We start from the raw sequence: 12,360 nt of genomic DNA on the forward strand, positions 1-12,360 counted from the left end.
GATGGGAACAATTATAGAAACAACTGTTTATAAACATATCCATACTTTTTTCTACGACCAGCATCCTACTATCGGATATTTCAGAGATTCAAAAACTCAAAAAGAAATCGACATTATCATATCTTTTCCATTTGGACGAACGATTATTGAGGTGAAATATAGACAAAAATCTACAATCGCTGAAAATGAAGCGATTGTAGAATGGGCAGATGATGCTTTGACTAAAGGCGCTATTATTATCACTAAAAATGATGATGATTATGGAATGACCAAGCATGATACAAAAACCAAAATCATCAGAATCCCTGCTTTTGCCTTCCTGTATTTGTTAGGGCATGCTGAAAAAGAAGGGTATAGTGAGTTATTGAAGTAGGGAAACATGCCAATGAAGTTAGTTTGATTCAAAAATTGTCTTATGCACAAAAGCCTTAGAAGTCGCCATTTCTAAGGCTTGAAACCTGTGATATATTGATTCTATTGCCTTCATATCCAGTTCGCCCACAACCTCTTTCTTATATAGAATCAACCCAAACAGGTTCTGCGTACCAAGCAGCACTCGGTGACGTAGAGAATGCGAACCGCTGCTGAATGCCACGCTCAGTTACTACTCCAAGAAATCGTCAAACTCGAGATTAATGTATCGCCGTCTCTAAATAAACAACCCTTCGGAGCCATACGAAGCGGTGATGTTGTGAATCACTTAACCCTTAGATTTTCCTCGGTTTACAAAAACGCTCCGAAATAAAATTCTAGCGCTTCCCGAGAATAGCCGTCATCCCCCTGCCACTCCGCTACGGAGTTAAAATCATGACCCACACCTCTATGCTTACGAGGCGTATCACGCTGCGCTAGCAATCCAGTATATCCCCATATTTCCATCATCACGTCCCTCTCATGCTTGCTTGAAGGAATCACATCCTTCCAACGCTTCTCCAACATCCGGGCACTTTCATTGTCCTCACAATTCTGAATCGCTTCGAGCATTTTGGAAAGCAGGGCAACATCCTCGGAGGTACACTCGAGAGCTTCTTCTTTACTGAATAATTCGAGGTCCAGCCAGCAATAAAGAAGATCGTTCAAGCGGACGCCTCCCCATTTGATCCGCTCGAAATTCAACACATTCAAATCCTGATTGACATATTCCCTCTCCGACATTAACTTATGGAAATTGCAGTCCCCACAGTTGCTGTAATTTGTCCGCACCGACTTCTGCTGTCCATATGTATGCAAAAGCAATCCAGATGTCAAGGCCCAGCTTGAAAGAGCGCTCCGCAAATAGACTTTTTTCGTCGAAAGACTATGCAGAAACGCAGTGGCTACCCGTTCTATGGTAATTGTTTGATGCAATTCGTGCAGCCTTTTGACGATCTCGTTATGGGTAATCGTTATCGGTTCGAACATCAGCCCCTTGCTTTTAGCATAGTTAAAATCCTCGCCTGCATAGATATACGGTCTGTCCTTCCAACCACCTGAAGCCCAGAAGGTGTTCAGTAGTATTTTTTTCGCTTTTTTATCCAACATATCACTCCCTTGTCCATCTCAAGCGTTAATCCTCATCTTCAATATGCAATTCTTCGAGCTCGTGATCTAACAAATACTCAACGATCTTCAGATGATTTCCGCTTGCTGCGGCAAGCAAGGGATTATCTCTTGACTATCATTTAATAGACTATTAATCTTCATTATTTCTGGCTTTTCTTATTTCATCCAGCGCCCCCAGTAAGAAAGAGGTATCCTCTGGATTAATTCCCCTATCAAGCTTTCGCAGCCAAGCGGGTATGGCTTCCTTGAATAGCTCGATCCTTCAGGGGATAAATCAGACTCCTTGACGATAAAGTCAAGTTTAAGAACTCCATGTTCATCTAAAGGATCATCAGTAATTAGCCCCTGCTCCTTCAAAAAAACCAGCAGTGATGTCGAGCTCTCTTTAATGCTCTTTTTGTAATCAAGGTTTTTACTTCTACTATAAAGCAGCGAAACGCTATATTTCGTTAGGTCTACCATATCTATTCCTCTCTGGATTTAAGCCGTCTGTACGAAGAAGATACCCGGAGCCTCTCCAGCCGACTTACCCTTTCTAAGAAAGAGATAACCGATTGCATCCGTTAGATACAGCGCATCTTGATACGGCTCCGGGAAATCGGATGAGTACACCTGGCAGAAAAAATTGTATTCAGCGCTTAATTTGTCTGCGGCTACTATTCCATTAGGGACGGATTGCGAGATAAAAGAAGCAGTGGAGAACTCTGTTTCCGTTATCTCATCATCTACAAGCTCCATATTCAGCCTTGGCATACTGGCCACCGGGCTCTTTATTTCCTTCGTATTAATCTCACTATGGATGACAGTCGTATATCCGGAAGTGATGAGTTTGAATTCAGCGGGAGTTCCGCTATAGGTTATGTAGTCTAAAAAATAGTTTTGCCTGCTGTAAGTTGAGAAGACGTGGATTACGCCATCCGAAGGAAAGTCTCTGGATATTTCTTTTTGAAAAGCTGTACAATTTATACTAAAAAGCAGAGTTAAATAGTCGCCATCTGGATTTTGTGGCCAGCGATCTACTTTGGCAGTATTGCCGCCAAAATAGATCACTGGATTGAAGACAGATTGATTTGTTGATGGTACTATTCTTTTGGTAGCGATCATTTTTAGTCCCCTCCGCAACCGAAGCTGCCGTATTTTTTTTGGAATCTATTAAGCTGTTTAACCCAAGTTGCCGGATCGGGTCGTACTGATAGTTCTCAACGATAGTTTTTCCTCCAATCTCTGATTTTTCTATAGTAACAATAATTTCGAGATTTTGGGGAAGTACTCCTTTTTTCCTTTCTAAAACCTTGAACTCATGGGCTCTAATTTTTGACCTCCCATCTGGAGCATGCTATTCTATTACGATCATTTTGTCAAAAAGAATGATGAAATTGATTCACTTATAAAAAATAGAAATGAAGTATAGATAGGTTGATCCCACAATTGTTATTGTGCTACGATAATAAAGTTAAATAAACCGTAACATTAGATGTATTTAAATTATTTCTTTTTCTTAAATTCGACAAGGTCAACATGAATAAACCGTAACACTTGGTGTACAGAAACACCCCCTCTATCATGTTGATAAGGGGGTGACTTCATCACTTTATACTCTTCATCTATTTTTTTCAATATAAACGCTCCTCCCACAATGATCCACTCAATAAGCTGCTTCATTCGTGGTAGATAGCGCTTTTTAACTGTAGAATCCTTCATTTTGGGTGAAGAAGCAGGCTGGACAACATCTATAAAATAATCCTCTCCTTTTGGCAAAGGTAATAGTTTGTCTATTTTTTTTCATTGTGCTTAGTTTTCACTTCTTGTTTTAGCTTTCTATAATGTTCATTGTGATCCGATTTTTCTTTCTCTTTTTTGTCCTTCGAATCTAAATTGTATTTGCCTTGATACCCACCATATATATAATAAGAACCTATTTTTTCATCAAACCATAAAAACAAGAGATAATGATTTCCCTTTTCTAAAGGAGTATAGTCTGCGTAAGTATATCTTACTGGTTTCCCATCATTGTCTACAAGAAAAAATGGTTCTGCTACTTCTATTTTTTCCCCTTTTTTCATTTCATTGTTCTTATCTTCTTTCACTATGTGCTTTACTATAACTTTTGTTAATGTATAACCGTTATCAGTAGCTGTGAGGACATTTTTCGAATCATCTGTAGCTGTGACCTCAATGACTAAGTGAGCAATTTCTTCTAACTCTTCATAAGTATCATAAGTAATGAGATTACCTAATATCTCATAGTCTTCAATGGCTAAAGTCTTATTTCTAAACTGGTTTGTGATGAAAAAAGCTGCAAGAATGATAACTCCCAACAATAAAAAGACTAAATACTTCCTTCCTTTTAATAAGCTCAACATGGTTGACCTCTCTTCTTTTTCTCCTCTTTAAATTTTTCCAACACTTCATTAGTATAATAGGAAGATATTAATAAATAAACCTATGTACACCATATTCCCTGAAACAAAAAAACCTTACATCCTATCATGCAAGGCTCTTTTGCTTGTATAGACTTTGAATATCCTTCAATTCCCTTTCAACTTCCTTCCACCCTAACCCGTCCACTATTACTACTCATAATCCGCCGGATCAACAAACGCTTTATACACTAGATAAATCAACAGACAAAGCGCCATCGTGATAAAACCCCAACCAAGAGTGATTTGTTCGATTAACAAATAATTATTGCACAATGCTCAGGCCATTTCAGATAGAGCCAGCCCATTCCGAAAAACATCACGGTAAAGCTCGTAATGACTGCATTCTTGGAGAATGAGCTAAGCTTGCCCCAGCTATCTCGCAGAGGAATTCCAGCTAAGAAAGGTAAGCTAATAAATTTAAATACTTCTACACTCCACATGGTTAAGGCTTCGTCCATCGTCCGTGGAATCATCCAATAGACCATAATCAGGACAAAGAGGAGAATACCCGGCAGCCCATTACGATTCCATGTTCTAAAAAAGGAAGGAAAGCGCACCTGAAAGTAATGAGCCATCAGGAAACCGGAAATGACAAGCAAAGGCATTTGCATGTGCATATGGATAACCATGATCGATTCTAATAGGTGTCTTACTGGCGAAAGAGCTAAAAAGACGAGTAATAGAAAGCCATAGATCAATTGACTCATAGGTTATCTCCCCGCTTCCTGCTCTAAGATACGTAACACTTGTTCAGCAGCTTCATCTACTTTGGTATAATCCATCACATCAATCAGTACTCCTTCTGGGTTCACTACATAGAAGGCTGAATTATGCGAGAAATTCCCCGCTCCATCTGGAATCACGATGACACCAAACTGTGTTAATAATGACTCTAGTTCCTCTGGGTCAGGTATGGTTGCCATTCGCCATGTTTCTCCATCGGCATCAAAGTAATCTTTGTACTTATCGAGTTGCTCAGGACCATCTCTTTCAGGATCGAAGCTAATACTTAGAAAAACGATATCTTCTCCCACATACTCCTCTGGGATGCGTTCATATACTTTGCCCATATTGATTTCTAGTTGAGGACATACTGTTCCACAATAGGCGTAAAAGAACGTGATGAAAACATATTGGTCTTTGAACTCTGCTGGAGTATACGTTCGCCCATTGCTATCTAGAAAGGTGACCTCAGGAAAGACGGGTTGCTCCTTCGTCAGCTGGATCATTCTTGCCGTTTCAGCCGTATAGGCTCGAAACCCATCCGTCCCAAGATAGAATAAGACGAATCCAAAAAGGAGGACAATAATACAAGCCAATGCTGTCTGGCGGTCCTTGATCATGCGATCACTTCCCTATTACCAAGTTTTGAATGGCGGCGATCCTGGTGGTGCGTTAACAATCATATCAACTAATGGTACGACATACGCCATGGCTACTAACAAGAGCATAATCACAATAGTTACACCCCAGCGCTCCGTCCAATATGGTGTAGGTGCAGCATCATCTTCTTGTTCAGCAATTGGAAACTCTGTTTCTCCTTTTGGTGCGAAGAACATGAGGTAAATCACTGCATACACTTGGATCAGAACACCGATCATTAAGAGCGTCCCGCCGACTGCTAAGAACATTAGATAAGGGTCCCAGCTTAAGGCGGTGGCATTGTCGAAATAGGTAGTGTAAGATGTTCTACGTGGAGAACCTAATAGCCCTACCCAATGCATGGCTCCTGCCATAAAGATCATGCCCACTGCCCAGATAATGGATTGAATGACCCCTAGCTTATTGATTTGAGGAGTTAGGACACGCTTGGATATAAACGGTACCAGCCAATAACTAATACCGAAGAAGGTAAGGACAGCCGATGTTCCAAGCGTGAGATGGAAGTGACCGACCACCCACATGGTATTGTGGACCACTTGGTTTAATTGGTTGGTGCTCTGAGCAATACCACCAGCTCCCCCAGGGATAAAGGCAATCATAGCAATCATTGGAGCTAAGAAGCGCACATCGCCCCATGGCATTTTTTTAATCCAGCCAAAGATTCCTCTGCCACCTTTTCTTCGTGCGGTTTTTTCAAATACATAGAACATAGCATAGGCTGTCATGAGTGAAGGAAATCCTACTGCTAAGCTCATAAAGACATGCATAAACTTAATTTCCTCTGTAATTCCTGGGTCAATAATCTGATGATGGAAACCACCAGGTATATTTAAGACAACCAGTAGAATAATAACGACACGAGTTAACACATCGCTAAAGCGTCTTCCTCCAATTACTTTCGGAACAACGACATACCAGGCAGACAGGGCGGTTAAATACCAAATATTCACCAGCGTATGTCCAAATGCCCAGAAGAGAGTACGAGCAACCATAACATTAATGGTTTCTACCCAGCCAAATGCCCAAGGAATAATGGTAAGGACTTCAATTGCTACTGGAATACTACCAAAGAACAAAAGAACGAAAACCCCTGTAGCAAAAAAAGCAAGGATAGGGACATGCTTCCCTTTGTTCTTCTTTCTCCAATTCGCCACTTGTATAAATGCGCCAAAAGCACACATCCAAACCCCTAGGACGATGAAGACCAACCCGATGTAAAACATAGGTGAAGCCGCCATCGGAGGGTAGAAAGTAAACATAACCGATGCTTCATTTTTTAAGATCGGAATAACCGCTAAGACAAAACCAAAGAGCTTCATTCCTAAACCGATCCAAGCCATCCTTCTCACTTTTAACAAAAGACCATCTAACTGATGCGAAAGGGTCGCATAGAAATAACCGATGGTAAAAAAGGCGGTAAAGACCAAAAGAAGTAATAACCCGTGAGCGGTTAACACCTGATAATAATTAAACCAAACAGGTAATTCAAAAAGCCCCGCACGGTTTAGACCTTGTAACAAACCAAGAAATCCACCTATCAATAATGCTGCAAAAGCGACAAAGAGATATAATTGCGATAATCTTGCATCATCTGGATGAATCCCTAGAACTTTATGAATTTTTTCTTCAAACACTTTTTTTATTGCTGCTTCCATCTCGGCACCTCCTTTATTTCACTACAATGGTTGTCGCCATGTATTGATGACCAATCCCGCAATACTCGTTACATAAAACTAAATATTCACCTGCTGTATCAAATTTTTGCGTTATTTTTTGAATACTACCCGGCATAACCATGGCATTTAGATTCGTTCCTGCCACTTGGAAACCATGTGTAACATCCTTAGAAGTCATAATAAAGTGGACTGTAGCACCCGCTGGTATTTCGATATTGCTCGGATTAAAGCTGAAAATTTCTAGGGTCATGACAACCTCATATTCATTTTCTCCGATTTGTGTTATCCCTGGGTTATCGAATGGAGCTGTTTCATCCACTTTCTGAGGATCTATCGTTTCCATATGACTGGGTGGACCCATTCCCAAGACAAAGGTTTGGTAGCCCGTAAAGAGCATAAAGCCAATAATCATTCCGAAGCTTAAAACCAGCCAGATTTTTTCATCAAGATGCATTTTCATCTCTTTCACCTCCTAGACTCTTGCGAAATAGAATCCAAATAGTAATATATACGTGAGAAAAATAACACCACCAACGACGCCTAAAGAGAACCATGTTCCTATAAAAGGAGCTTTCTCTTCCTCGTGTGCTTTTTCACTTTTTGCCCTAACGTTCATACGATTTTTATCTAGCATTTACCTTCACCCTCCCTCTTTGATAATGCCTCCTTACATTCATTATATTTGATAATGATTATCAAATAGGTGACTGGAATCACAGCAACAAAAAAAGAGCAAGTCAGAAGAGAGCCTTAGAAAATGCCTTGCACTTTCTGCTCCCTCTGCTTGCTCCTTTTTCTCTAGTAATAAATCAGTCTTTTTTCTTTCTATTTTTGTACTTGATAAAAACAAATGCCACCAAACAATAAATAAAGATAAACAGGGTATAGTAATCTGGCCAAACCGCTTCTTTAAAAGCAAAATGGAATATAGCCGAGCTTCCTATTAACAATAAGAGTGTATAGAAAAATGGTGAAGAAAATTTATACATTTAAAAACCTCCTATTTACAAATAATATACTATATGGTAAATTGATAAAGATGGTTTATACTAAATTACCAAAGGAGGATTATTATGTCAAGTGATAAGTCTACTGTTTTTAAACTTCTTGTGTCTTGCCTTACTATTGTATTGTTTTTCGCATTTGTACTTCCTACAAACGTTGCTACAGCTCTCAATCAACAAGAAAATGATGAACTTATGAGTGTTCTTACTGACAATGAGATAAGTTTATATGCTCATGAACTAGACTATGAAATGCTAGAGGATATCTTTAAAGCTATTGAAAATATACCAGATGACCTTATTGAAGCAGAAGATACAAAGGCGATAACTGAATGGATTAATAATAATACAACAGATGCTTTGGAAGTTAGTGACGAGGGTGTTATCGTAACATTCGGTGTGGTTGGCTGTGCATCTGCTGTAGGTGTAGCTATTCTAACAAATGTAATTCCTATTGCAAAATTAGCAAAAGTAAAGGATGCTCTTAAAGCGGCTGGCGGTGCTACTACATTTGTTAGAGCGTTACTAACTAACTATGATTTATATAGAAGTGCTGGTTATGCAAAAAAAACTGCCATCCAACGTGCTATTAATAAAGCGGCAAGTGAAGCTGGACCAGAGATTAGAAGAGCACTTCTAGACTTTTTTAATGTTGGCAGTGTATACTCCGCTTGTTTTGAATAGAAGGTGTTTATAAGATTTATTGTTGTAAAAAGGAGCATGATCAGCAGATTAGTAGGAAATGATATATTATTCTGAACCTCTTCTTCTTGCTCCTTTTACTCAAATAATATAAAATTCGCCAATTTACTTGTTAATCTCTCTGTGCAAAACAGCCTCTGTAGCCTGACGCACATACTCTATATCTTCAAGCTTCCTCTTACTTTCCTTCAACCAAGCCTCTATATCGATGATCTCCTTCAGCGTCAAGCCAACCCATTGCTCAATCCCCTCCCGTGAAACCTTCACCACAACGTCAGGAAATCGAAAATGAATTTCTTCGAGGTTTTCTATTAAACTAAAGGCAACAATCGCATTATATAATAGGGTTTGATCTAGCTTTAGTGAATCGATCTCTGTCACGTTTTCCTTGTAGTTCACCTCAAGGGTGTAGACATCGGGATACAGTTGATACGTTCGTTCTAGGTTGTTTAAGGGTAAGGTATAAAACAGGTTTATGATATTAGAAGCATTGCCCATATACTTATTTTTGTATTTAAGTACACTTGTTACATCATGAGTCAATAGATCTTTCTGTTCCTCAAGATACTGCTGCTCTTTCTCTGCGAGGGTAGGTAAAACAAAAAGATGAAGAACGGCAAACAAACTGACTCCAATAGAAAGCAATATAATGATAAATGCGTTTCTTGTTCTCATCCTACTCACTCACCTCATACTTTTCCAGAAGGGTTATGGATTTACTAAACAATAACGGTATAATCATTGAAACAAAAGGCAAGGCATAATCAATTCCGATCACCGCAAATTGATAGGGTCCTGTCAGCGAGATAGGTCTCGCAAACCAAATATTGCTGGCAAAATGAATAGCAGTCGTACTCAATATACAAGCACCTATAAATAACCACCATATCTGCCAAGCCATTTTTTTATAACGCAGTGCCGATGGAATATGATAAATCACTACTTTATTTAGAAAGGATTCATGTTTTTTCGTATTCATATATAAGAAGAGGGCTCCTAAAACAACAACTAGAAAAAGAAAGCTATAGTTAAGCAGGGTTCCCAGCCCTACTATTTTGGGTGGAAGTGTGACGATCCAAGCCACAATAGCATAGAGCAGAGCGACCTGAAGCAATTCTGTTTTAAAGCGATTTGTCCATATTTTCTTGTTCCCTTCAATAAGCTCCTCCACATCGCCCATATTATTTATTGCCACTCCAACTGCGTCATCATAGCTCATACCGCTTGCCGTCAAGTCAGCTACTTTGGCTTCAAGATTGCTTACGATTTCTTCTTTTAATTCTCGAATTTGGTTATTTTCTTTGTATCCCTTAAACATGTGCTCCACATGTTTTCTCAGTTTCATGCTTATTCTTCCTTCCTCTCGATAAGCTGATCAATTAACACCTTGGCTGTTCTCCAAGCGTCCAGATTTTTCCGATATGTTTCCATGCCCTCCGGTGTTACCTTATAATATTTCCGCCTTCCTCCCTGACTCTCATCTCCCCAATAGGATTCGATCAGTTCCTGGGACTCCAACCTCTTTAGACTAGAGTAAAGGGATGTTTCCTTCAATTCGTAGTTGCCATTGCTGTACTTGGAAATGGCCTTTATAATTTCATACCCATAGTTATCTCCTTCAGAGAGAACACGAAGAATGATTGTATCTATATTCCCTCTTATTAAGTCGCGACTAATACCACTCTCACCCAATGAATATCACCTCAATTATAACGTAACACATATTACTACGTGTGTCAAAGTAATATGCGTTACGTTATAGTCTGCTTTTTACCATAAGCATAACAAGGTAAGCTGCCCTGAGATGAAAAAACAGACTCTTCCTGATGAATACCCTATCTGTTAGCAAACTGTCAGGGTCTTGTTATTTTTTTACTTCCTCATATCCACTATAATGAACGATGTATCAACCATTTTAGGGAGAGTGAATCAGAGTGAAAAAAAGAGGATGGATAATCATTGGAGTGTTGATCTTTTCATTATTGTCAGGCTGTTCGACCTCCTCTGTAGAGGGAGAGAAAATGGATCAACCAAAAGAGGGAGAGCTCCCTCCAGTACAAGAAACATCTTTTGATGTAGCCACCATGAATGTAGAACCCTATTTCTCTAATCAAGAAGGCACCTTTGTTTTACGGGATTTAGAAAACAATCAGACCTTGGTGTACAACGAAGAAAGAGCTAACACCAGGCAAGGGCCCGAATCTACTTTTAAAATTGTCAATGCTTTAATTGGGTTAGAGGTGGAAGCTGTAAGAGATGAGCATGAAGTAAAACGCTGGGACGGCACAAAGAGATTTCTTGATGTCTGGAATGCGGATCATACCTTAGCATCAGGAATGAAATACTCCGTCGTCTGGTATTATCAAGCGCTGGCACGGGATATCGGAGAAGAACGTATGCAAGAATGGTTAGATAAGATAAACTATGGGAATAAGGATATTTCTGCTGGCATCGATACTTTCTGGCTAAATAGCTCGCTTGGTATTTCTCCTGTAGAACAGGTAGATTTTTTGAGCAAATTAGCCCAAGAGAGCCTTCCTTTTCAGCCGCAGCATATGAAGACAGTGAAGCGAATGATCATTCAGGATGAACAAGAGAATTATACTCTCTATGGAAAAACAGGAACAAGACCTGAACCCCCTGTCGGCTGGTTTGTTGGGTTCGTTAAAACCACAGACAATACCTATGTTTTTGCTGCGAATGTCGATGGGGAAGGGATGACCTCTGCTCAAAAGGCAAAAGAAATCACGTTAAACATCCTTAAGGATCATAAAATTATAGGTTCTAGTGAAAAGTAATTTTGTTGAAAAGTAGTTCTATTTAAAAGTAATTCTACTCTAAATCGATTCATTTTCATTTTTGGAGGAGTGCATGATCAATGATCTCTCATGATGTCTATCTGACCATAAAGCATGGGGAAACAGAAACGAGGAATACACTGATTCCCCTGACTCACCGTCAAATTCTGCTAGGGAGGAAGTGGGATGATATCCTACCTCAAGTACGCTTTATCAGCCCTACATCTCTCGAAAGCATGCCATGATCGAAATGGATAACGAAAACTTCTTTATCGTTGATCTAATGAGTAAACATGGTACACAGGTCAATCATTCCTATATTGAGAAAAATAGACCCTGTGTTCTTCATGATGGAGACACCATTACTCTAGCAAAAGGAACAGCCATCCTTTCCTTTCATAATACGACAGAAGGTAATCATGGACAGACTCTTGAAATGCCCTCTATCCACGATGAAAAAATCAATGAATCAAAGGGTTTAACCGTCCATTTTGAACGAAGAGAAATCTCGATTGATGGTGTTCAGATTTATTTAACAAGCAAAGATACCGAATTGTTTTGGTTGTTGTATCAGAAGGCAAATTCTGCTGTGAGCTATGACGAGATCAAGTTGAAAATCTGGCCTGAACGCGTTTCTCATGATTCAGGAAGACCGGATGTAGGACGAGAGGAGGTTAATACCCTCGTCTATCGTCTGCGTAGAAAACTGGGCACATATGGTCGCTTGATCATTTCTGTTCCTCGATTTGGTTATATGCTTGATCTAGATTCTTTACAATGAAAGGCTCCCTTACCTTAAGCTTACCTTGCCTTGCTGTGCTACAAATGACAT

Annotated in this window: 20 protein-coding genes and 1 pseudogene; 5 read left to right on the forward strand and 16 right to left on the reverse strand. The window is 39.6% G+C overall.

The window, feature by feature from the left end; translation table 11 throughout:
- Position 1 precedes the first annotated feature (1 nt).
- A complete protein-coding gene (locus JCM10596_RS30000; protein WP_234410396.1) occupies positions 2 to 373 on the forward strand; it encodes a DUF4143 domain-containing protein in 372 nt (123 codons plus the stop codon).
- 18 nt (positions 374 to 391) lie between these two features.
- Here the strand turns inward: JCM10596_RS30000 and JCM10596_RS04170 are convergent, their stop codons facing one another.
- From JCM10596_RS04170 to JCM10596_RS04230, 13 genes and pseudogenes are all read right to left on the reverse strand, one after another.
- Positions 392 to 595 (reverse strand): hypothetical protein, encoded by a 204-nt coding sequence (locus JCM10596_RS04170; protein WP_025026056.1) that lies wholly within the window; start codon positions 593 to 595, stop codon positions 392 to 394.
- Between the two features lie 128 nt (positions 596 to 723).
- On the reverse strand, positions 724 to 1,518 hold the full coding sequence (locus tag JCM10596_RS04175) for a hypothetical protein (RefSeq protein WP_025026057.1): 795 nt from the start codon (positions 1,516 to 1,518) through the stop codon (positions 724 to 726).
- A gap of 28 nt (positions 1,519 to 1,546) precedes the next feature.
- Positions 1,547 to 1,642, reverse strand: a pseudogene (locus tag JCM10596_RS31170) (hypothetical protein); the annotation flags it as partial.
- A gap of 56 nt (positions 1,643 to 1,698) precedes the next feature.
- Positions 1,699 to 2,004, reverse strand: a complete 306-nt coding sequence (locus JCM10596_RS23750; RefSeq protein WP_199900110.1) for a hypothetical protein — start codon at positions 2,002 to 2,004, stop codon at positions 1,699 to 1,701.
- A gap of 18 nt (positions 2,005 to 2,022) precedes the next feature.
- Entirely contained in the window at positions 2,023 to 2,646 is a 624-nt protein-coding gene (locus JCM10596_RS04190; RefSeq protein WP_025026058.1) for a DUF1963 domain-containing protein, read from the reverse strand.
- A gap of 381 nt (positions 2,647 to 3,027) precedes the next feature.
- On the reverse strand, positions 3,028 to 3,300 hold the full coding sequence (locus tag JCM10596_RS04195) for a hypothetical protein (RefSeq protein WP_025026059.1): 273 nt from the start codon (positions 3,298 to 3,300) through the stop codon (positions 3,028 to 3,030).
- A 14-nt stretch (positions 3,301 to 3,314) separates the two neighbouring features.
- Positions 3,315 to 3,905 carry a hypothetical protein gene (locus JCM10596_RS04200; RefSeq protein ID WP_025026060.1) on the reverse strand — a complete coding sequence of 197 codons (591 nt, stop codon included), beginning with the start codon at positions 3,903 to 3,905 and terminating at the stop codon, positions 3,315 to 3,317.
- Between the two features lie 311 nt (positions 3,906 to 4,216).
- A complete protein-coding gene (locus JCM10596_RS23755; protein WP_369345595.1) occupies positions 4,217 to 4,672 on the reverse strand; it encodes a hypothetical protein in 456 nt (151 codons plus the stop codon).
- Between the two features lie 3 nt (positions 4,673 to 4,675).
- Positions 4,676 to 5,308: an SCO family protein gene (locus JCM10596_RS04210; RefSeq protein ID WP_025026061.1), complete on the reverse strand. Its 633-nt coding sequence runs from the start codon at positions 5,306 to 5,308 to the stop codon at positions 4,676 to 4,678.
- Positions 5,309 to 5,323: 15 nt separating this feature from the next.
- Positions 5,324 to 7,003 (reverse strand): cbb3-type cytochrome c oxidase subunit I, encoded by a 1,680-nt coding sequence (locus JCM10596_RS04215; RefSeq protein WP_025026062.1) that lies wholly within the window; start codon positions 7,001 to 7,003, stop codon positions 5,324 to 5,326.
- 13 nt (positions 7,004 to 7,016) lie between these two features.
- Positions 7,017 to 7,484 (reverse strand): cytochrome c oxidase subunit II, encoded by a 468-nt coding sequence (locus JCM10596_RS04220; RefSeq protein WP_025026063.1) that lies wholly within the window; start codon positions 7,482 to 7,484, stop codon positions 7,017 to 7,019.
- Between the two features lie 12 nt (positions 7,485 to 7,496).
- Complete coding sequence (locus JCM10596_RS29425) at positions 7,497 to 7,658, reverse strand: hypothetical protein (protein WP_159102308.1); 162 nt, start codon at positions 7,656 to 7,658, stop codon at positions 7,497 to 7,499.
- A gap of 175 nt (positions 7,659 to 7,833) precedes the next feature.
- Positions 7,834 to 8,013 carry a hypothetical protein gene (locus JCM10596_RS04230; protein ID WP_025026064.1) on the reverse strand — a complete coding sequence of 60 codons (180 nt, stop codon included), beginning with the start codon at positions 8,011 to 8,013 and terminating at the stop codon, positions 7,834 to 7,836.
- An 84-nt stretch (positions 8,014 to 8,097) separates the two neighbouring features.
- On the opposite strand from JCM10596_RS04230, the gene JCM10596_RS23760 reads away from it, so the two are divergent.
- On the forward strand, positions 8,098 to 8,712 hold the full coding sequence (locus JCM10596_RS23760; protein ID WP_025026065.1) for a hypothetical protein: 615 nt from the start codon (positions 8,098 to 8,100) through the stop codon (positions 8,710 to 8,712).
- Between the two features lie 123 nt (positions 8,713 to 8,835).
- On the opposite strand, the gene JCM10596_RS04240 is transcribed toward JCM10596_RS23760, so the two are convergent.
- Genes JCM10596_RS04240 through JCM10596_RS04250 form a run of 3 tightly spaced genes read right to left on the reverse strand, consistent with a single transcriptional unit; the run spans position 8,836 to position 10,422 of the window.
- Complete coding sequence (locus JCM10596_RS04240; RefSeq protein ID WP_025026066.1) at positions 8,836 to 9,405, reverse strand: DUF4825 domain-containing protein; 570 nt, start codon at positions 9,403 to 9,405, stop codon at positions 8,836 to 8,838.
- Between the two features lies 1 nt (position 9,406).
- Positions 9,407 to 10,075, reverse strand: coding sequence for a permease prefix domain 1-containing protein (locus JCM10596_RS04245; protein WP_025026067.1), 669 nt, complete (start codon positions 10,073 to 10,075; stop codon positions 9,407 to 9,409).
- Positions 10,076 to 10,077: 2 nt separating this feature from the next.
- The gene (locus tag JCM10596_RS04250) at positions 10,078 to 10,422 is read right to left on the reverse strand and encodes a PadR family transcriptional regulator (RefSeq protein WP_025026068.1); all 345 of its coding nucleotides are present in this window, start codon (positions 10,420 to 10,422) and stop codon (positions 10,078 to 10,080) included.
- Positions 10,423 to 10,658: 236 nt separating this feature from the next.
- Here JCM10596_RS04250 and blaOXA point away from each other — a divergent pair, with 236 nt between their 5' ends.
- The 3 genes from blaOXA (at position 10,659) to JCM10596_RS23765 (ending at position 12,309) form a co-directional block, all read left to right on the forward strand.
- The gene (blaOXA, locus tag JCM10596_RS04255; RefSeq protein ID WP_025026069.1) at positions 10,659 to 11,528 is read left to right on the forward strand and encodes a class D beta-lactamase; all 870 of its coding nucleotides are present in this window, start codon (positions 10,659 to 10,661) and stop codon (positions 11,526 to 11,528) included.
- A gap of 80 nt (positions 11,529 to 11,608) precedes the next feature.
- On the forward strand, positions 11,609 to 11,773 hold the full coding sequence (locus JCM10596_RS29430; protein WP_159102309.1) for a hypothetical protein: 165 nt from the start codon (positions 11,609 to 11,611) through the stop codon (positions 11,771 to 11,773).
- 5 nt (positions 11,774 to 11,778) lie between these two features.
- On the forward strand, positions 11,779 to 12,309 hold the full coding sequence (locus JCM10596_RS23765; protein ID WP_159102312.1) for a winged helix-turn-helix domain-containing protein: 531 nt from the start codon (positions 11,779 to 11,781) through the stop codon (positions 12,307 to 12,309).
- Positions 12,310 to 12,360: the final 51 nt, after the last annotated feature.

Origin of the sequence: Caldalkalibacillus mannanilyticus JCM 10596 (genome assembly GCF_000615945.1) — a bacterium.
Classification (GTDB): Bacteria; Bacillota; Bacilli; order Caldalkalibacillales; family JCM-10596; genus Bacillus_AT; species Bacillus_AT mannanilyticus.